16 protein-coding genes are annotated in these 19,240 nt (G+C 47.8%); 12 read left to right on the plus strand and 4 right to left on the minus strand.

Annotated elements, in window-relative coordinates; all coding sequences use genetic code 11:
* The first annotated feature begins 16 nt into the window (after window positions 1–16).
* On the plus strand, window positions 17–190 hold the full coding sequence (locus BP95_RS33365; protein WP_155987356.1) for a hypothetical protein: 174 nt from the start codon (window positions 17–19) through the stop codon (window positions 188–190).
* Between the two features lie 124 nt (window positions 191–314).
* Here the strand turns inward: BP95_RS33365 and BP95_RS0126450 are convergent, their stop codons facing one another.
* Window positions 315–1,691: a C39 family peptidase gene (locus BP95_RS0126450; protein ID WP_021252272.1), complete on the minus strand. Its 1,377-nt coding sequence runs from the start codon at window positions 1,689–1,691 to the stop codon at window positions 315–317.
* Between the two features lie 245 nt (window positions 1,692–1,936).
* On the opposite strand from BP95_RS0126450, the gene BP95_RS33650 reads away from it, so the two are divergent.
* From BP95_RS33650 to BP95_RS0126490, 8 genes are all read left to right on the plus strand, one after another.
* A complete protein-coding gene (locus BP95_RS33650) occupies window positions 1,937–2,488 on the plus strand; it encodes an RNA polymerase sigma factor (RefSeq protein ID WP_175460776.1) in 552 nt (183 codons plus the stop codon).
* Window positions 2,427–4,166: a DUF4179 domain-containing protein gene (locus BP95_RS0126460; RefSeq protein WP_231515203.1), complete on the plus strand. Its 1,740-nt coding sequence runs from the start codon at window positions 2,427–2,429 to the stop codon at window positions 4,164–4,166. The genes BP95_RS33650 and BP95_RS0126460 overlap by 62 nt, the downstream gene beginning before the upstream one ends.
* A gap of 193 nt (window positions 4,167–4,359) precedes the next feature.
* A complete protein-coding gene (locus BP95_RS0126465) occupies window positions 4,360–5,133 on the plus strand; it encodes a hypothetical protein (RefSeq protein WP_028533642.1) in 774 nt (257 codons plus the stop codon).
* A 21-nt stretch (window positions 5,134–5,154) separates the two neighbouring features.
* Window positions 5,155–5,889: a hypothetical protein gene (locus tag BP95_RS0126470; RefSeq protein ID WP_028533643.1), complete on the plus strand. Its 735-nt coding sequence runs from the start codon at window positions 5,155–5,157 to the stop codon at window positions 5,887–5,889.
* Between the two features lie 267 nt (window positions 5,890–6,156).
* Complete coding sequence (locus tag BP95_RS0126475; RefSeq protein WP_231515204.1) at window positions 6,157–7,893, plus strand: DUF4179 domain-containing protein; 1,737 nt, start codon at window positions 6,157–6,159, stop codon at window positions 7,891–7,893.
* 189 nt (window positions 7,894–8,082) lie between these two features.
* Window positions 8,083–8,847, plus strand: coding sequence for a hypothetical protein (locus BP95_RS0126480; protein WP_028533645.1), 765 nt, complete (start codon window positions 8,083–8,085; stop codon window positions 8,845–8,847).
* Window positions 8,848–8,928: 81 nt separating this feature from the next.
* Window positions 8,929–10,278, plus strand: a complete 1,350-nt coding sequence (locus BP95_RS0126485) for an ABC transporter substrate-binding protein (RefSeq protein ID WP_028533646.1) — start codon at window positions 8,929–8,931, stop codon at window positions 10,276–10,278.
* A gap of 45 nt (window positions 10,279–10,323) precedes the next feature.
* Complete coding sequence (locus tag BP95_RS0126490) at window positions 10,324–11,682, plus strand: ABC transporter substrate-binding protein (protein WP_028533647.1); 1,359 nt, start codon at window positions 10,324–10,326, stop codon at window positions 11,680–11,682.
* A gap of 72 nt (window positions 11,683–11,754) precedes the next feature.
* Here the strand turns inward: BP95_RS0126490 and trpB are convergent, their stop codons facing one another.
* The gene (trpB, locus tag BP95_RS0126495) at window positions 11,755–12,915 is read right to left on the minus strand and encodes a tryptophan synthase subunit beta (RefSeq protein ID WP_028533648.1); all 1,161 of its coding nucleotides are present in this window, start codon (window positions 12,913–12,915) and stop codon (window positions 11,755–11,757) included.
* A gap of 326 nt (window positions 12,916–13,241) precedes the next feature.
* Here trpB and BP95_RS0126500 point away from each other — a divergent pair, with 326 nt between their 5' ends.
* The gene (locus tag BP95_RS0126500) at window positions 13,242–14,117 is read left to right on the plus strand and encodes an ROK family protein (protein WP_021252261.1); all 876 of its coding nucleotides are present in this window, start codon (window positions 13,242–13,244) and stop codon (window positions 14,115–14,117) included.
* Between the two features lie 135 nt (window positions 14,118–14,252).
* On the opposite strand, the gene BP95_RS0126505 is transcribed toward BP95_RS0126500, so the two are convergent.
* Complete coding sequence (locus tag BP95_RS0126505) at window positions 14,253–15,155, minus strand: alpha/beta fold hydrolase (protein WP_021252260.1); 903 nt, start codon at window positions 15,153–15,155, stop codon at window positions 14,253–14,255.
* Window positions 15,139–15,921 (minus strand): MerR family transcriptional regulator, encoded by a 783-nt coding sequence (locus tag BP95_RS32165; protein ID WP_021252259.1) that lies wholly within the window; start codon window positions 15,919–15,921, stop codon window positions 15,139–15,141. The genes BP95_RS0126505 and BP95_RS32165 overlap by 17 nt, the downstream gene beginning before the upstream one ends.
* Window positions 15,922–16,135: 214 nt before the next feature.
* Between BP95_RS32165 and ptsG the strand changes: the two genes are divergently transcribed.
* Complete coding sequence (gene ptsG, locus BP95_RS31450) at window positions 16,136–17,770, plus strand: glucose-specific PTS transporter subunit IIBC (protein ID WP_051614193.1); 1,635 nt, start codon at window positions 16,136–16,138, stop codon at window positions 17,768–17,770.
* A gap of 436 nt (window positions 17,771–18,206) precedes the next feature.
* A complete protein-coding gene (bioD, locus tag BP95_RS0126520) occupies window positions 18,207–18,986 on the plus strand; it encodes a dethiobiotin synthase (protein ID WP_051614194.1) in 780 nt (259 codons plus the stop codon).
* Window positions 18,987–19,240: the final 254 nt, after the last annotated feature.

Consider the following 19,240-nt stretch of genomic DNA (forward strand, 5'->3'; position numbering starts at 1 on the left):
TAGTTGGAGCGGGGGGATGCGGTTGATTGGCTTTCTGATATGGGTGTTAAGCTGGGTGTGCCTGTTCTGGATATGGGGCGAGGCATCAGCGCGCAAGGGGAAGCATATTGGTTGTTTATGGGCGCTTGTTGTCTTCCTGCTTGGTCCAGTAGGGATTATTCTCTATCTCATTTTGCGCAACTATGATTAGGGAGAGTTTATCTTTTATCTAAGAATCATTGGGGCAAAGTTTGAATACGGCCAGAAAAAAAAGGAACTGACTCTCTGCATAACTGGATGCAGGGAGGACAGTTCCTTTTGTGCTAACGGTGCGCCTAGGTTGCTTGTGCAGTTGGCGCTGCCTTCGTATAGGTGATAGCTTGGCTGCCCATTTGCTCCCATCCGCGCTTGAAGGCGGCGCGCGTGATACGATCGCGGCGACCAAGCGGATCATGCACGTATACATATTGCTCGTCATAGCCGATCACGAGCAAGGAGTGCTCATAGTAGGTCACTTGGATTGGCCCATCAGCAGTATTCCAAGTGACCCAAGCGTTAGCGGGAACAGAATCGTACAGTGTCGTATGGATTACCCATACTGGCGTTCCTTGTCCAACCGTCCATAACAGATGATCAAAGGAAGTACCGGTCATATCAATGATTCGTCCCGGTAAATACTTCTCCGCGACCTCTGCTATCGGCTCATGATACACCCCGAGACCAGGATTGGCGAACGTGTACATATCACCGACGAATCCGCGATGCGGATTGCCGAAATAAATGCCGCCATTCTTCTTCTCATAAGGCGTTGTATCTTTACGGATATTCTTCGCAAGCTCCATCTTGTCTACCTTCTGACCTGCGGATTGCAAGAGCATAGCAAGCGCAGTCACTTCACAGCCGCGCGGCAGCTCAGGGAGCTGCAAAATAAGCGGTGCTCCATTCAAGCGGATCGACTTCGGCGCAGGCTTCTTCGGATCCCACATCACATGCTGACCGCGGTAGGTGACTCTGCGTCCAGGAACCTGCTTCGCGTAGTTAACGGCGTCTTCCCAGCGGTGGAACAGTGCGGTATAGCTTGTTCCCATCTTGACCGCATACGAGCCGAAGGCATCGTAGGCTAGATAGGAGGACAATTCCTCTCTCCACTCGTTCCACTTCTCTTGTTTAGGCGCCTTCGGTGTCGTGGTCAGCGCGATAACGCCGTCGCTGCTGTAAATATGCCGACCAAACGCTTTACTAGCCGGTCGAAGCGGGACGTAGGTAACTCCGTCCTTCTGGACGGGCAATGTGTTGACAGAGACTGCGGATTTGCTGCCGGATGGGGTCGCGATACTAACCTTGCCTGCCTCGAGCGAATACGTAATCTTCGCGTCGTCTCTTGATAACGTAAGAGTTCGGCCACTCTTATCGACAGCCAGCTCTGCGTCAAGCTTGTCCGCCAAGAAGCGGGCAGGTACAAGTGTCTCTCCCTTCTCTTGATAAGGAGCAGCCTTCGGCTCGGACTCTGCAAGCGGCACCAGATAGCGGCCTACCCTTGCAGTGTTGCTGTACAGCAACAGAACAATGTCATCCGAAGGCGGCCCGAAGGAGAAGGATAGGGAACCTTCCTTGAGCTTAGAGAGAATAAAATTTTGAAAGGGAAATGCACATAAAGCTAGCAATATAAGAAACAGCAGCCATCGATTCAGCTGCCTGACGATTCGCGGCAAAGTTTATACCCTCCTCAGACATACTCCCTTCTTATATCGGCAATGTACCGAGGTTTCATTAGGTACTAAATTTTTTACCCCATTTATCCAATAAATGAACCTTTTATAGAAGATAGTTGTTAATCTAGTAGTGCATGTTCAAGGGGAGCAGCAACTAGCGATGTGTAGGAAAGGTGGAGAACCTGTTGACGGACAGGGAATTTTTCGAACGATACAACAGAGATGTATACAGGACCTGCTACTATATGCTGCGCAATGCCTCGGATGCGGAAGACGTCTGCCAGGAGGTGTTTATGAAGGCGCTCACGTCGGGATGGGAGCAGGTGGAGTTTCTCAAGACGTGGCTCATGCGAATTACGGTCAATCATTGCCTGAATCACTTGCGCAGGAGTAAGTCGAGATGGATGAAGGAGAAGATGCTGCTCTTGTTCCAACGGGAGCAGGTGGAGCCTTCAGTCCTAACTGTAGTCGAACAAAAGGAATCGGAGGACGAGTGGAAGCGGCGCCTCGCGAAGCTGCCTGACAAAATCCGCATCGTCATCACCCTGAGGTATACGAACGATCTGCCGCTTGCCGACATCGCGGAGATTCTGGATATTCCGGTGGGAACCGTGAAATCTCGGTTGAACCGGGGATTGAAGATGATGAGGGTCATATTGGACGAACTGGACGACGACTTGAAGCTGCCGGATGAGAAATCACCCAAGCGGAACAGCAGCTTGGGAAGAAAGGAAGGTGAGGAACTTGGAGAAAAAAACAAACGAAGTAACGAATCTTTCTCAGCAGCTGGGCGATGATGGCAGCCATTCCTACCCGGACTTCGAGGCGATGTGGATACGGATCGAGGCGACCAGAAATGAGCAGGACGAACAAGGAACTTATGCGGCCCCGTTACAGACGAAACCGGTATTCCGCGGGCGCAGGTTGGCTGTGCTGTCAGTGGCTGTGTTTGTGCTATTGGCTACTCCAGTGCTCGCTTATATTACCGGGAAGTGGGATTTTAAAAATCTTAAAGGTGTGGAATCAGCGATCCAACAGGGATACGGGCAGCCGATCAATAAGAAGATTACGAATAGCGGCGTCACATTCACTATCGATACAGCGGTGTCCGACGATAATGGAACCACGCTGTTATACAGCTTGAATACAGGGGATAAGCAGGAGCGCAAATGGATGTTCGACCAATTTGAATTCAAAGACGATAAAGGAAATTCCATAGCGCGTATGGATCTTGTACAGATGATGAAGATGAAATGGGATAATGGCCTCTATTGGCATAATTGGAATGAAGAAAGCCGAACCTACAACGGCTTCTTCGATACGTCCTGGACGGTTCCCGGCAAGGAAGCGAATGTGCAATTGTCAGCGCGCGGGCTGCAGGCGTTCGACTACGTTCGTGTACCAATCGATTTGGATCCGCGCAAGGCAGAGGTGCAGACTTTTCCGATTCATGATGGTGGGATTGAGGAATTGAAGGTACAGTTCGTGAAAGACGGACAAGGGCAAGCACTCCTCAAATATTCTGTTTCTTACACGGATGATTCGAATTTCAACATCGTTGGCCCTCAAATTGTGGTGAAAAAGGAAGGGGGAATGGTAATTCGATCAGGTGATAGGGCGAATAGAATGATCCAGATTGAGGGGCATCTAGAATGGGGTGTACAAGAAGGCTATAGCTCGGACGAACTGCTTCAGGGCGGCAATTCATTCGAATTTGTGTATGGCGTGAAGGGAAGCCATATCGAGGGAGAATGGGATATCGACATGTTCACCTTGAACAAGGAGAAGGCGCTGCAGGCATCAGTGACCCGGGAATTAAATATTCCGCTCCACACGTCGCAAGGAGATTCGATCCTCCGCAAGCTGATTATCAGACCGACAGCGATAAAATTGGAGGTAGAGAATAAGAAAGTATTCGAGTACATTCCATACCGAGAAGTTTCGTTGCTCGTGAACGGACGTAAGCTTGAAGGCTGGGAGATGATACTGGAATATGCCAATACTTCGCTCTATGGATATCGGCAAGCCTTCACGTTTCCGGCAAGGCCCGACTTACGTTTGACCGCGGACACGCCGGTAGAATTGTTGTTGGAACGTGAGATCGAGAAGATAAAGGACTATAAGAAGCCAATCAAGTTGACAGCTATTTCAGATGAAAAGAAAGAAACGCTTGTGAACGTAGAGGGTTATCCGGTCAAAGTAACCTACTATACCAAAAACGGTGACCTGTATGTCGAGAACGAGAGCGAGGATCTAAAGTTCAGCGGCGTTTCTCAGACGTATATGAAACAGGGAGACGAGCGAAAATTCGGGGAAGCCCTGTTTTTCAAATGGGAGGAGAACTGGCTCGATTGGGAGAAATCCAACAAGTACGTAAACGTCTATCGCGGATTTAAGGGACATGAAACAGAGATTTACTTTTTCGAGTTCTTCATTCGACATTGGGATCGGAATATGAAAATAAAGCTGCAATAGGATGAACGATGCTGTCCTCGTCAGGATATGACGTGAGGGCAGCATTTTTTTGCATTCCTTCCAAATTAGTGAACCTAAATGAGAGCGGCTGTGTTAATTAGCATAGAGGCTTGCGCTTAGGGGATCCCATAAAACGCTATCGTGCGGCCTGAATAACAACCAATATCGCTTGAATAAGAGGGGAGAATAACCTATGAAAAATAAGATGAAAGTAACAATCGCTACACTTTGCAGCATTCTGCTGCTAGGTTCCATGAGCGCTGCTGTACAGGCAGCATCGTCGCAATCAATCAATAGCATCACGCTCAAGACGGCAGCAGCCAAAGCGCCGACTGATGCAGAAAAAAAGAAAATGTTCGAAGCGGAGAAGAAAAAGATATTTCAAATCAAAAAAAATCCGGGGGATTTCTATGTTCTATATGTCAGTGATAAAAAACTGAATGGCGGAAGTGAGTTTTTATATTCTTCGGAGTTCCCCAAATTCACAAAATATGAAGACTACAAGAACTGGACAGCTAAATTGAAGGGAGCAGTTATTCAGGAGCCAGAAGGGATGCCAGAAGGATATAAATTCGTAAATGGAGTAATCCAAAATCCGTATACACAGTTCAATGCGCAAGTGAAGGCTGAAGCCAAAGGCAAAGTGGTGTATTCCAAAAAGATAGAATGGGATGAAGCGGGAATGATCAGGCTGGAATATGCCAATGGCAAAAACAAATTGGTGCTGAGTCTGAGAAAGATAGAAAACGGAGTGGAAAAGAAAGCTAAAGAAGGATTCCAGTATGAGTCCGCTGACGAGAAGGCCAAAGAAAATGCTAAACAGCCAAAGAATGAAATCCTTCCAGACATCAATAATTCACTGTCATGGACAGAAAAAGGAGTAAGCTGCACGATTTCCACAAATCCCGAGAATCCTTTGACGAAGGAAGAGATGATCAAGCTTGCGAAAACGATGATTAAAAAATAGTTCTGGAGAGGAGCATTACCCATGAAAAACACAAAGAAAGTAACAATCGCTACCCTTTGCAGCATTCTGCTGCTAGGTTCCATGAGCGCTGCTGTACAGGCAGCATCATCGCAATCAAGCAATAGCATTGCGCTCAAAACGGCGGCTGGCAAAGCTCCGACTGATGCAGAGAAAAAGCAAATGATCGAAGCGGAGAAGGCAAGGATAGTAAAGCTCAAAAAAAATCCTGGTGATGTTTATCTCGTGTATGTCAGCGATAAGAAGCTGAATGGCGATAGTGAGTTTTTATACTATGTGGAATTCCCAACATTTCAGAAATACGAAGACTACGAGAAATGGACTTCTAAATTGAAGGGAGCAATCGTGCAGGAGCCAGAAGGGATGCCAGAAGGATATACCTTTGTTAAAGGAGTAATCCAAAGTCCGTTCAGCAAAAAATTCGAGGCACAAGTGAAGGCTGAAGCCAAAGGCAAAGTAGTATATTCCAAAAAGATGGAATGGACGGAAGCGGGAGAGATCAAACTGGAGTACAAAAAAGGAAAAGATAATATCATTCTCCAAATGCAAACGGTTCATACCGAAGAAAAGGAAGCTAAAGGATACACATACGAATCCGCCGCAGATAGCCAGCATACGGATCGAAATCAAGTTACCTGGTCGGAGAACGGAAAGATATTTTTCCTCTCTGTGAATCCCGAGAATCCATTGACGGAGGAAGATTTAATGGAGCTTGCGAAAACGATGATTAAAAAATGATACTATGCTGAATCCGGCAAAGCATTATACGGACGAGCAGTGAAGAAGGCGCAAGTGAAGCTGGAATTTTGCCCGCAAAGACAAATAAAACAGAAACAGCCATAGTCGTTTCCCCCCGGCTATGGCTGTTTGTTTGCTTAGGTTAGATATCTTAATCTTGTTTATTCAGCATATGGAATACTTGCTCGAGGTTCTTGTCTCCGCTGGACGACGACTTGAAGGGGCCAGAAGAGCATTTAAAACAGAAGAACTTGGGAGGAAAGGAAGGTGGGGGATCTGGAAAAAAGAATAAACGGAATAACAAAACTTTTCCAGCAGTTGGGCGATGAAGGCAACCATTCCTACCCGGACTTCGAGGCGATGTGGATGTGGATCGAGGCGGCTAGGAACGAGCAGGGCGATCGAAGGATCTCTGCCGCTTCGTTACAGATGAGGCCGTTGTTCCACGGACGCCGGTTGGCCGTGTTGTCAGTGGCTGTGTTTGTGTTGTTGGCTACTCCGGTGCTCGCCTATATTACCGAGAAGTGGGATTTTAATAATCATCAAGGTGTGGAATCAGCGATCCAACATGGATTCGGGCAGCCGATAAATAAGAAGGTTACGAATAGCAGCGTCACATTCGCCATTGATACGGCGGTATCCGACGATAATGGTACCACGCTGTTATACAGCCTGAATACAGGGGATAGGCAGGAACGAAAGTGGATATTCGATCAATTCGATTTCAAAGACAGTAAAGGAAACTTCATTGCACACCTGGATGATGTGCAGAAGATGCAAATGCACTGGGGAAAAGGCTACTATTCGCATGCATGGGATGAAGAAACCCAGACCTACAACGGCTTTTTCGAAACGCCTTGGACGGTGCCCGGCAATGAGACGGATATGCAATTGTCTGTGCGCGGGCTGCAGGCATATGACTACGTTCACGTTCCGATTGCTCTGGATCCGAGCAAGACAGAAGTACAGACCTTTCCGATTCACGGCGGCGGGATCAAGGAATTGAAGGTGCAGTTCGTGAAAGGCAGGAAAGAGCAAGTACTGCTCAAATACTCCGTGTCGTATACGAATGATTCGAATTTTAACATCGTTGGCCCTCAAATCGTAGTAAAAAAGGGTGGGAAGAAGGTAGATCGAACGGGCTATAAGATGACTGAATATATTGAGATTGAAGGGCATCCGGAATGGGGCGCGCAAGAAGGCTATAACCTGGGTGAACTACTGCAGGGCAGCAACTCATTCGAATTTGTGTATGGCGTGAAGGGAAGCTATATTGAGGGAGAATGGGATATCGGCATGTTCACCTTGAACAAGGAGAAGGCGCTGCAGGCATCAGTGACCCGGGAAATGAACATTCCGATCCGCTCGGCACAAGGGGGATCGATCCTCCGCAAGCTGATCATCAGACCGACAGCCATGAAATTAGAAGTGGATAATAAGAACGGATTTAGCGGACTTCCGTACAACTCGGTTTCGTTGCTGGTGAACGGTCATAAGCTGGAAGGAGAAGAAACATGGGATTATGCCAATTCTCCGTTAGGTGCTTACAGGAAAGTGTATACATTCTCGACACCCCTTGATTTGCGGCTGACCGTAGACGTGCCGATAGAATTGCTTCTGGAACATGAGTTTGAGGAGATAAGAGACTACAACAAGCCGATCAAGTTGACTCACATTACAGAGCAAAAGAAAGAAACGATTGTGAACGTAGAGGGTTATCCGGTAAAAGTGACCTACTATATGAAAGACGGTGACCTGTATGTCGAGAACGAGAGCGAGAATCTAGAGTACAGCGGCGCTTCTCAGACATACATAAAACAGGGGAATGAGAGGATATACGGGAAAGTCCTATTTTACCAATGGGAGAATAACTGGGTAGATTGGAGGAACTCCAACAAATTCATGAACATCTATCGCGGATTTAAGGGAACCGAAACGGAGCTTTGCTTGTTTAGTTTCGATATTCGACATTGGGATCGGAATTTGAAAATTAAACTGCAATAGGATGAACGATGCTGTCCACGTCATGATATGACGTGAGGCAGCATTTTTTTCATTCCTTCCAAATTAGTGAACCTAAATGAGGGCGGTTGTGTTAATTAGGATAGAGGCTTGCGCCTAAGGGATCCCAAAACACTATAGTGTGGCCTGACTAACATCCAATATCGTTTGAATTAGAGAGGAGCATTACCCATGAAAAACACAAAGAAAGTAACAATCGCTACACTTTGCAGCATTCTGCTGCTAGGTTCCATGAGTGCTGCTGTACAGGCAGCATCGTCGCAATCATTCAACAGCATTACGCTCAAGACGGCAGCAGCCAAAGCTCCGACTGATACAGAGAAAAAGAAAATGATCGAAGCGGAGAAGGCAAGGATAGTACAGATCAAAAAAAATCCTGGGGATATTTATCTCGTGTATGTCAGCGATAAGAAGCTGAATGGCGGAAGTGAGTTTCTATACTATACAAATTTCCCGACATTCACCAAATATGAAGACTACGAAAAATATAGTTCTACATTAAAAGGGCCTATCATACAGGAGCCAGAGGGCATGCCGGAGGGATATACCTTTGTCAAAGGAGAAATCCAGAATTCAATCGGTCGTAAGATATTGGAGGCACAAGTGAAGGCAGAAGCTAAAGGCAAAGTGGTGTATTCCAAAAAGGTAGAAGCGCCAGAGGTGGGAGAGATCAAGCTGGAGTACGCCAAAGGAAATGATAAGTTGTTCATGGAACTCTACACGCTAGAGACAGATAAGAATGCTAAAGACAAAGGGTTCGAGTACAAATCTGCTGACGAATATGATGCAGAAACAAAGAAGAAGTATCCTCAATTCGTTAGAAATTCGGTGTCATGGACGGAGAAAGGGGTAAGATTCACCATTGCCACGAATCCCGGTAATCCATTGGCGAAGGAAGAGCTGATCGAGCTCGCGAAAACGATGATCAAGAAATGATAGGGAATAAGGCCGACAGAAGCTGCAGGTTAGGGTTGCCTGCGGCTTTGGATACGGAAGCAAAGGAGAATGATAGGCGAGATGCGATGGGGTTCGTGGTTGAAGCAAGGCACGATTCTGGTAAGCATTATGGCTCTGGTGAGTGGATGCTTCGGAACGAAGCCTGTGCTGGAGGAGCTTGGTAAGGATGGCCGCGGCAAATTAAAGGTGCTTTACTCTAATGAGGGCGATTTTTTTCGAGAATACGGAAATGTATTTACGCTCAAATTTCCGAATATCGACATCGAAGTGGTCGAGACCAAGGGATTATACCAGCAGATGCAAATCCAAAAAGGTGTTGATTATGGGACGCTATTAACGAAGCTGATCGATGAACAGCAGCCAGATGTGTTGACTCTATCAGCTCCAAGCTATGAAGAGTACGCATTGGACGGCAAATTATATAATCTAGATTCGATCATCAAGCAGGAGCAATTCGATCTGGAAGGGTTCATGCCAGGCTTGATCGATATGGTGAGAGAGCAGGGAGGAGGCGCGCTATTTGGCCTGCCGCCGTTTTTCTATACGGATGTACTCTACTATAATGCCGATTTATTCAAAGCGAATGCGATAGATCTGCCCAAAGGCGGCATGACCTGGAAAGAACTGTTTGATCTGGCTGCGCGCTTCGAAGATGCGGGAATGCCGGGGCTATATGCTGGCTATGAGAACGCGGTTGGGATGCTGAAACGAATAGCGGACACATGGGGCCTGCAGGAATTCGATGCCAAGGGGGAGCATATTCTGCTCGAATCCGAGAGTTGGAAGCAGGCCTATCAGATGGTGACGGATGCAATACGTACCCGCGCACTGCAGGTTCAGAAATCGGATGCGATGTTTCTTCCTTCGTCCAACAATCTCTTCCTGCAAGGCAACGCGGCCATGACCTTCGGCAGCTCAGGCTTTATTAGCGAGTTTAGCGATCCGCAGAACAAGAAGGCAAGCAAGATGGATTGGGGCATGGTTCCTGTCCCTATTGATCCCTCCCACCCAAATGAAACGACTAGTGCAAGGCTCTATGAGTATTTTGCCATTAACGAGCATTCGAGCAATAAGCGGGCCGCCTGGGAATTTGTAAAGTACGTCAACGGACCGGAGATGGCGAAGGCAAGCTCTGCCATCTACTATAAGCTGCCGACGCGAACCGGATTCGTCAAGTCGATTCAGGGCAAGAGTACAGAAGCTTTCTATGCCTTGCAAATAAAAAATATGAAATACGAGTCGGCGATAAAGCGGGTTCCTAATGAATTCTACAGTGCATATGCTCCTTTGCAGGAGGAAGCATTGAAGGCCATCATTGACAAAGAGAAAACCGTGGATGAGGCCTTGACAGAACTACAGCAGAAGGCGCAGGCAGCGCTTCAGAAGGTGCGCCAAGACAAAGTGAAATAAAAGAGATCGTTGAATAGGCGTGTAAAGGAGAAGTGAAGTGGAGAAATGAGGCGAACCGGAAAACGAAAGGCGGCTGTACTGATTCTGCTCAGCATCGTCCTGGTCATAAGCGGATGCTTCGGGAGTAAGTCCGTACCAGATGGGCTTGGCGGTGAAGGCAACGGGAAGCTGAAGGTGTATTATCCCTATGTGGAGGACTTCCATAACAAGTACGGCCAGTTATTTACCAGTCAGTACCCGGACATTGAAATCGAGATCATCAAGTCGGGGAATGAAGGAGAAGACGCATCGGACAAAGTAAGCCCACAGGAAAAGCTGCAGCGCATGATGGAGCAGCAGAAGCCGGACGTCCTTGTTCTCAATCTGGATGAGTACGAGCATTTATCCAGCATGGGCAAGCTGTATGATTTGGAATCGGTGATCAAACAGGATCAATTTGACTTGGACGGTTTTGCGCCCGGTTTGATCGACATGCTGCGCGAGAAGGGTAACGGTTCTCTACTTGGGCTTGCTCCCACGATCTGGGCTCGGTATTTATACTACAATGCGGATATGTTCCAGGAGAAACGTATTGATCTGCCGGTGAACAAAATGCAGTGGAAGGATCTTTTTGAATTGTCTGCAAGATTTCATAACGGCAGGACGGATGAAGATGCTTCCTATGGATTGATCAATAATCAAGCTTCTGATGTATTGCGGGAAGTCGCGGATACGATGGATTTGCAGCTGTTCGATACGGAAGGCAAGAAGGTGCTGCTGCAGTCCGAAGGCTGGAAGCAAGCATTTCAGTTAACGGTTGATGCGATCCGGAAAAAGGCGGTATCCGTTCGTTCGCCGGAGCAGAGCGGCGATCCGGGATCGCGTTATATTTTAGCCATGAACAAATTCGTTAATGGGGAATCCCCGATGATTCTCAATGATTCGTCCTTTGCAGCACACATTGGCGGGTCTTCTTCCAAGATAAATTGGGGCATGGTAACCGTCCCTATCAATCCGGCGCACGCAGATGAGTCCGACAGAATCTCTGCCACGCAAATATTCGCCATTGCCGCCGATTCGGCAAATAAACATGATGCTTGGGAGCTCGTCAAGTTCATGAACGGCACAGGGATTGCGAAGGTCATATCCCGTTCAGGAAGAAGTGATTTACCAGCGCGGACGGGATATATCCCAAGAAGCTTGGAAAGAGGCGCTGAATCCATTTATATGCTGAAGCCATCGAAGCATCATACGAACGAGCAGTGGAAGAAGAACATTCCAGACAGCTTCTATCAGGTGTATGAGCCGCTGCTGAATGAAGCGCTGCATGCGGTGGCCGGAGATAAGATGACATTGGAACAGGCGATTGCGGATCTGGAGCAGCAGGCGCAAGCGAAGCTGGATCTTGCCCGCAAGGACAAATAAAGCAATAAACAGCCATAGCCGTAGCGAACGGACTATGGCTGTTTGTTCCAGGATAGGTGTCTTACCTTATTTTTATTTATTCAGCATCTGGAATACTTGCTCGACGTCCTTATCCCCACGACCGGAGATGTTGACGATGATGATCTGCTCTTCTCCAAGCATTGGAGCGAGCTTCAAGGTATGAGCAATCGCGTGTGCGCTCTCAAGTGCAGGAATAATGCCTTCTGTCTTCGACAGCACTTGGAAGGCTTCAAGCACTTCTTCATTCGTTACCGTCACATATTCCGCGCGGCCGGACTCTTTCAAGTGGCTGTGCTCCGGTCCGATACCCGGGTAATCCAAGCCTGCTGCGATGGAGTAGGTTGGAGCAGGATTACCTTCCTCGTCCAAGAGAACAAGACATTTGAAGCCGTGCAGTACACCAGGAACTCCCTTAGTTAAGGATGGCGCTTGATCCGGCTCAACACCGATTAGACGTACAGATCGCTCCTCAATATAATGGGCGAAAGCGCCGATTGCATTACTGCCGCCACCAACACAGGCGATAACGGCATCAGGGAGACGGCCTTCTTTTTCCACAATTTGACGCTTCGATTCTTCGCTAATAATCGATTGGAAATGCTTCACGATAGACGGGAATGGGTGTGGACCGACGGCAGAACCTAACAGATAGAACGTAGACGCATAGTTTTCCACCAGATCATCCAGTGCTACGTCCACCGCATCCTTCAGACGTCCTTGCCCCTTCGAGACCGACACGACCTTGGCTCCAAGCAATTCCATCCGGAATACATTCAATGCCTGACGGCGAATATCTTCTGCTCCCATGTAAATGATGCACTCCATGCCGAACATGGCACATACCGTTGCTGTCGCAACACCGTGCTGGCCTGCCCCTGTTTCCGCGATGATGCGTTGTGCGCCCATGCGCTTAGCAAGCAGAATCTGCCCGAGTACGTTGTTGATTTTATGGGAACCGGTGTGATTCAAATCCTCGCGCTTCAAATAAATCTTGGCGCCGCCGAGCTTCTCTGTCAGATGCTTCGCATAGGTGAGCGGATTATCACGACCTACGTATTCGCGTGCGTACATATTGTATTCTTGGATAAATTCCGGATCGTCCTTGTATTTGTAGAAAGATTCTGCGAGACGCTCCAATACTCCTTGCAATTGGGGCGGTACATAGCTTCCTCCGAACTGCCCGAACATGCCTTGCTCTGTTGATACGGTCATGTGAATTACCCCCTCGGTTCCAATGATTAGCAATAATTTGTCCATATTTTAGCGCACTATCGGGTTAAAGTCTAACATTATTTCTGGTGCATCAGCTCCTTATAGAGATGAAAAAGGGTATAAAGTTCAGGAGGTGTGTCCGAATCTTAGATGATGTGCGTCATATTATTGGAACATGAATGACCTAATGATATAATCAATATGATGAAAACGTTGTCTTTCGATTTGCGTTTTCGATTTGCGTAAGCGCGATCATAAGTTGGCATATGGGGGATCTCCTCTGAACGAGACAGATAAAGTCAGGCTTGAGAAGGTGAGGGAGAAACATGAAATTGTTAGGCGCTATTGAAGGTGGAGGCACGAAGTTTGTCGTTGCTGTCGGTACCGAAGATGGACAAATTCAGCAAATTGAATCGTTCCCGACGACGACACCGGAAGAAACAATGGATCGTACGGTTGCGTTCTTTAAAGATAAAGGGATTAGTAGTATTGGCTTCGGTTCTTTTGGACCGGTTGATTTGAATCCGAACAGTCCCACATACGGACATATTGCAAAGACACCTAAGCCGCATTGGAGCGGATATGATGTAGTCGGACATTTGAAGCGCCATCTTAATGTCCCTGTCGGCTTCGACACGGATGTAAATGGAGCGGCACTCGGTGAAGCGACATTCGGCGCGGCTAAAGGATTGAACAGCTGCTTGTACATCACGGTAGGTACAGGCATTGGGGCTGGTGCTGTCGTGGAAGGCAAGCTGGTTCACGGTCTGCTTCATCCAGAGATGGGACATATTATGGTGAAGCGCCATCCAGAAGATACGTATGAGGGCAAGTGCCCATACCACAAGGATTGCCTTGAGGGTCTTGCTGCAGGTCCGGCAATCGAAGCGCGCTGGGGTGTGAAAGCGTACGAGTTAGGCGAAGACCATAAGGCTTGGGAGCTTCAGACCTTCTATTTGGCACAAGCGCTCATGAACTACATTTTGACGATTTCTCCGGAGAAAATCATTCTTGGTGGCGGCGTTTCCAAGCAATTGCACTTGTTCCCGCGCATTCGCGAGCAAGTGAAGACATTGTTGAACGGATATGTTCAACATCCTGCCATCTTGGAAGTGAACGAGGATTACATCGTGCCTCCAGCATTGCAAGATCGTGCGGGTATTACAGGCGCGCTTGCACTTGCGGTACAAGCATTGAAATAGAGAACCTAGGGAGCGTTCCCCTGGAAAAATAAAAAGAAACCGTTCTTGGCTAAATGGATGCACGATCAGTCATTGGGTGAAGGAACGGTTTCTTTGTGTTTGCGCGATTTGCAGAGGTCCATGTACCTCAGGCCCTCATAGCTGATTAATAAAAGCCAATATGCGATTATTTACTTCTTCCGGGAACTCCCCGTTGATTGCATGGGATGCATTGGGCCAGCATTCGATTTGAATATGAGGGGCATAAGAAGAAGTTTGCCGCACCGCCTTCTCTGAATCATGCATCGCGCTGTTCTTGGCCATGAGTGCTAGAATAGGCACATCGATTGTCCGTAATTGCTCCTTGCTGAACAAAACCGGCGCAGGCAGGCTGATCTTATAATTTCGCATGCCGAGCTCGATTAGTTTGGCAATTGGTTGACTCTCATCCGCTTTGGCTCCTCCAGAGATGTAGCTCAACATTTTCTGACGTATAAACCTGGGTACGATTGGAACCGCTGCCGGAATGGAAGCTGCAATCATCTTCAGCGATAGGGGAGCGAATACAAAGACTGGATCTAATAGACTGATGGAGGCCAATTGCGAAGGGGCATGCCTTGCGAGATTCATCGCTGACCAGCCTCCTATCGATACGCCTACGAGGTGTATAGCCCGTACTCCTAAGCCAGTCAATGCTTCAATAAGCCAGTTGGCTTGATCTACGGAGCTGCGAATCGGTTTACTCTGCCTGCTCATTCCCGGCTCTCCAAGCAGATCGAGTGTATAGACAGGCCTTTCCTTCATGAGGCCGTGAAGATTCGGTGCCCACATCGGCGTAGATGCCGAGCGCCCTGGCAGCAGCAGGAGGGGCTCCTTCCCCTGATTTTCTGGCTTTGTGAACAAATAGCTTCTTACGCTTCCAAAGGAGGTCTCGATATCCAACGTTTCCTGCGGCTCAGGGAGCAGCTTCATCGCTTCCCAATAAGCTGCTTCAAAGTTCGCCTTCCCCATTTCTGAAACATATCGTCCGATTTTTGAACGGTCATTTCTCCTCTTCATTCTTTCTCTCTCCGCTCCCTAAGAAATGTCGATGAGCTTCTTCAATAAAGTGTTCGCAGTATTCGGTTAGGAACCTATCTTCCTCTGGCCAGTGTTCCTTCTCCTCATAGCTTATCCGGTATGCCTCCCGCATTTCTTGCTTCTCCTTCGTAGCATACCGAACAAAGGAATCCCACCTCTTTCCAAGGGAGTAGCCGGCGTCGCTGACGGGATGAATGCCATTAATCATGAGCATGTAAGCTTCCAAAGTCAGTCCCTTCCACTGCCAATATACCTGGATCGCGGCTTGATCATTTATAATATTCAGTTCGAATATTGCCTTGGCTTCCGTAGGAAGATTCATGTCGATATAGTCCAAGAGAAGATGTTTCCGTTTATTCAAAGTCAGCTTCATGATCGTTTCCACATTGATCGAGTCACTGTTCTCCATGCACGATACCATCGCATCTATGAAAGACCGGTCTGAGCGGAATTCCATTTCTTTTGTGAATAGAAGGCTGCTTTGGCGCTGCAGTATCCGCTTTAGATCTCCTTTATCTTCATACGCAAGGCATTGTTCTTGAATTTCTTTTAGGTTAAAGCCTAAGCTTTTATAAAAAAGAATTTGCTGCAGCTTTACCAAATCACGCTCTCTATAGGTTCTTTTATTGCTGCCTCCGTAGCGCTGAGACGCCAGTAAACCGATGTTATCGTAATACTGAATGGTTCTTACGGTAGTACCGCACAGCTCCGCTAATTGTCCAACTGTGTATTGTAGTTCCTCCAAATCTTCCACCTCCTGCAATTACTTTCCCATATGACGTAGCGTCACGCGCAAGCCTTATTTTTGCTTTCATGCATCTTGGCTGCTTAATCTACGACATCCCTACACTGTCTGATCTAGCATATTTCATCGGATTGCATACTTTTTCCTGCACTAGGGAAAGGTAAGGCGTACTTAGCGTACTTACATACCTTGATGCGATGAGGGGTTGAATCACATGTTCAAATCAGCGTTCGGCGTGTTGCAGAAAGTAGGCAAGGCGCTTATGCTGCCTGTCGCCATCCTGCCTGCGGCAGGTATTTTGCTTGGCATCGGCAATGCGCTGCGCAATCCGGATATGATTGCGAGACTACCTTGGCTTGGAAATAGTGCAGTCAGTGTCATCACGAACGTCATGGAGCAAGCGGGAGGCATCGTATTCGATAACTTATCTCTCTTGTTCGCGGTTGGCGTTGCCATCGGTCTTGCTGGTGGAGACGGGGTAGCGGGCTTGGCGGCCATCGTTGGTTACTTCGTTATGAACGTAACGATGAAGGTCATGATGAACGTTACACCTGATGTTGCGGCTGGCAATTCGGCATATGCTACGATTCAAGGTATTCCGACTCTGCAAACGGGAGTGTTCGGCGGGATTATAATCGGGATTGTCGCAGCTGTTCTCTACCAGCGATTTTTCACGATTGAGCTGCCATCTTATTTGGGCTTCTTCGCTGGCAAACGGTTCGTACCAATTATTACGGCTGTAACCTCGCTCATTATCGGTATCATCATGGTGTTCGTCTGGCCATCTGTTCAACATGGCTTGAATGCCTTCTCGCATTCTTTGCTTGATTCGAATCGAGCGCTGGCCGCGTTCATATTTGGTATTTGTGAGCGGGCACTGATCCCGTTTGGGCTGCATCATATTTTCTATTCTCCATTTTGGTTCGAATTTGGGGAATATATGGACAAGGCAGGGCAGCTCATTCGCGGCGACCAGAAAATATTTTTTGCCCAGTTGAAGGACGGGGTGCCTCTAACAGCCGGAACCTTCATGACTGGTAAATTTCCATTCATGATGTTCGGACTCCCGGCGGCTGCACTGGCAATCTATCATGAAGCGCGCAAGGAGAACAAAGCCGTAGTAGCAGGCTTGATGGGTTCGGCTGCACTAACTTCTTTTTTGACAGGAATTACGGAGCCGCTCGAGTTCTCATTCCTGTTCGTTGCTCCTTTACTATTTGCTGTGCATGTGGTGTTTGCGGGGCTGTCGTTCTTAACCATGCATTTGCTTGGCGTCAAGATCGGCATGACGTTTTCGGGCGGCGTTATTGACTATTTGTTGTTCGGCGTCTTGCAGAATCGAACGCCTTACTGGCTCGTTATTCCGGTTGGGCTTGTGCTCGCCGTCATCTATTACTTTGGCTTCCGCTTCGCAATTCGCAAGTTCAATTTACGAACACCGGGACGTGAAGACACAGCTCCAGCAGCTGCCGCAGCTACGGGGTCAGCCGCCTCCAATGAACTGCCACGCGGCATTTTGAATGCGCTTGGCGGCAAGGAGAACATTGCTTCCCTCGATGCATGTATTACGCGTCTTCGTGTACAGGTGAAGGATTCCGGTGATGTGAATAAGGATCGTCTGAAGGAGCTCGGAGCCTCTGGGGTTCTTGAGGTCGGCAACAGCGTACAGGCGATATTCGGTACGCGCTCTGAAACTATTAAGCATCAGATTAATGAGCTCATCACGCAGGAATCGATGGAGCTGAGGCCTGACGATGGAGATGCAGAAGTTCATCGTGATGCAGATACAGAGCCAAAGGATCGAGACAGTCGTCAGACATCGGATCGCGATACGGGTGATACTCGATAGCGCTTAGAAGAAAGCTATAGAAATAAGGCGTAGAAGTAAGACGTACAACCTGTTTTATATACCTGATTGCTGGCAACCGAATGAGGCAACTGAGAAATACAAGCAGCTTCGAACTGAATGTCAGTGATTGATGATGACTGTCCCCTCACAACTTGAGTTGTGGGGGGATTTTTGATTGTAAGGCTTGTTATCTGGATTCACAACAACATCTCCCAAAAACTTCTCCTGCTTGGTAGGCTCATGATCACAGTAAAGTGTGATGTGTATGTGTAGGTATTGATTAGAAATTTTCCGTTACTACAACATAATCGTTAACCCATTAACATAATATTTGGTTAACAAACTCTTGTCCTTTGAGAAATCATTAGGTAAAATATATTTCTGAAATGTTAACTATATATTTATTTTTACGGTTAACGTTGAGGAGGTGCTGCATATGGTTCCATATATACATACAGACGAGAAACACCATTTCTTAAGAGGGTTATTTATATCCTCCACAGGAACTGGGATAGGGAAAACGATTGTGACCGCAGGAATAGGGGTGTACTGCCGCGAGATATGCCAGCGTCGAATTCGAATATGGAAGCCGGTACAGAGCGGGGTAACCTTAGGTGATCCTGAGGCAGACAGCTATCGTCTGCGAATGGGAAGCGGACTGTTAGAGACACCGGAAGAAGAGATCGTGACATGGACGCTGCCAGATCCGTTGGCGCCATGGATGGCGTTTGAACGGGCGGGGGTTCCATTTGCATTCGGGCGCTTGCTGGAGGAAGGACGGAGACGGCAGGAGGATGGTTCCTTTTTGCTGGTTGAAGGAGCGGGAGGGATCGCAGTACCGTTCAGCGCAGAGTACACGATGGCTGACGCTGCTCGCGAACTGGGTACACCGGTTCTGCTCGTAGCCTCGCCCGGTTTAGGGACAGTAAGCCATACGGTGATAGCAGTGCAGTATGCGAGGGAGCGAGGCATCACGGATATAGCAGTCGTATTCAGCGGACCGCGGTCATTGGCAGATGAGCGAGAGATTGCGGAAAATGCTCGGATGATTGAGGCCATGGCTGGTGTGCCCGTATGCGGGATTGTTCCCTGGCTAATGCAGCCTGCCGATGCTCAAGCAGTGGAAATGGAAGCTTGGGTGGCTTGGCGAGAGCAGTGGCTTGAATCCTTTGTCCGAATGGAGAAAATGATGGATTGGCTGCGGAAGCGGATATAAACGGTACTGGGGACATAACGAAGGATAGACATAGAGATGGATAGACACAAAGATGTAGCACAGTGATGTAGACGCAACGATATAGAGATGTAGACGCATAGATATAGACAAAGATATAAGCACATAGATATAGACGCAGAGGTGCAGGCACAAAAATGCAGACACATAAATGCAGATACATAAATGCAGATACATAAATGGATAGACATAGATAGATGCAACGTTCTACAGATGGAGCGAAGATGAAATGAGGA

The sequence above is a fragment of the Paenibacillus sp. UNC217MF genome (assembly GCF_000686865.1).
GTDB lineage: Bacteria > Bacillota > Bacilli > Paenibacillales > Paenibacillaceae > Paenibacillus_B > Paenibacillus_B suaedae.

Excerpts from the sequence above, each read along its gene's own strand:
- BP95_RS33365 (WP_155987356.1), top strand. The coding sequence starts at position 17 with ATGCGGTTGATTGGCTTTCTGATATGGGTGTTAAGCTGGGTGTGCCTG.
- BP95_RS33650 (WP_175460776.1), top strand. The coding sequence starts at position 1,937 with ATGCTGCGCAATGCCTCGGATGCGGAAGACGTCTGCCAGGAGGTGTTT.
- BP95_RS0126465 (WP_028533642.1), top strand. The coding sequence starts at position 4,360 with ATGAAAAATAAGATGAAAGTAACAATCGCTACACTTTGCAGCATTCTG.
- BP95_RS0126470 (WP_028533643.1), top strand. The coding sequence starts at position 5,155 with ATGAAAAACACAAAGAAAGTAACAATCGCTACCCTTTGCAGCATTCTG.
- BP95_RS0126480 (WP_028533645.1), top strand. The coding sequence starts at position 8,083 with ATGAAAAACACAAAGAAAGTAACAATCGCTACACTTTGCAGCATTCTG.
- BP95_RS0126485 (WP_028533646.1), top strand. The coding sequence starts at position 8,929 with ATGCGATGGGGTTCGTGGTTGAAGCAAGGCACGATTCTGGTAAGCATT.
- BP95_RS0126490 (WP_028533647.1), top strand. The coding sequence starts at position 10,324 with ATGAGGCGAACCGGAAAACGAAAGGCGGCTGTACTGATTCTGCTCAGC.
- trpB (WP_028533648.1), bottom strand. The coding sequence starts at position 12,915 with ATGACCGTATCAACAGAGCAAGGCATGTTCGGGCAGTTCGGAGGAAGC.
- BP95_RS0126500 (WP_021252261.1), top strand. The coding sequence starts at position 13,242 with ATGAAATTGTTAGGCGCTATTGAAGGTGGAGGCACGAAGTTTGTCGTT.
- BP95_RS0126505 (WP_021252260.1), bottom strand. The coding sequence starts at position 15,155 with ATGAAGAGGAGAAATGACCGTTCAAAAATCGGACGATATGTTTCAGAA.
- ptsG (WP_051614193.1), top strand. The coding sequence starts at position 16,136 with ATGTTCAAATCAGCGTTCGGCGTGTTGCAGAAAGTAGGCAAGGCGCTT.
- bioD (WP_051614194.1), top strand. The coding sequence starts at position 18,207 with ATGGTTCCATATATACATACAGACGAGAAACACCATTTCTTAAGAGGG.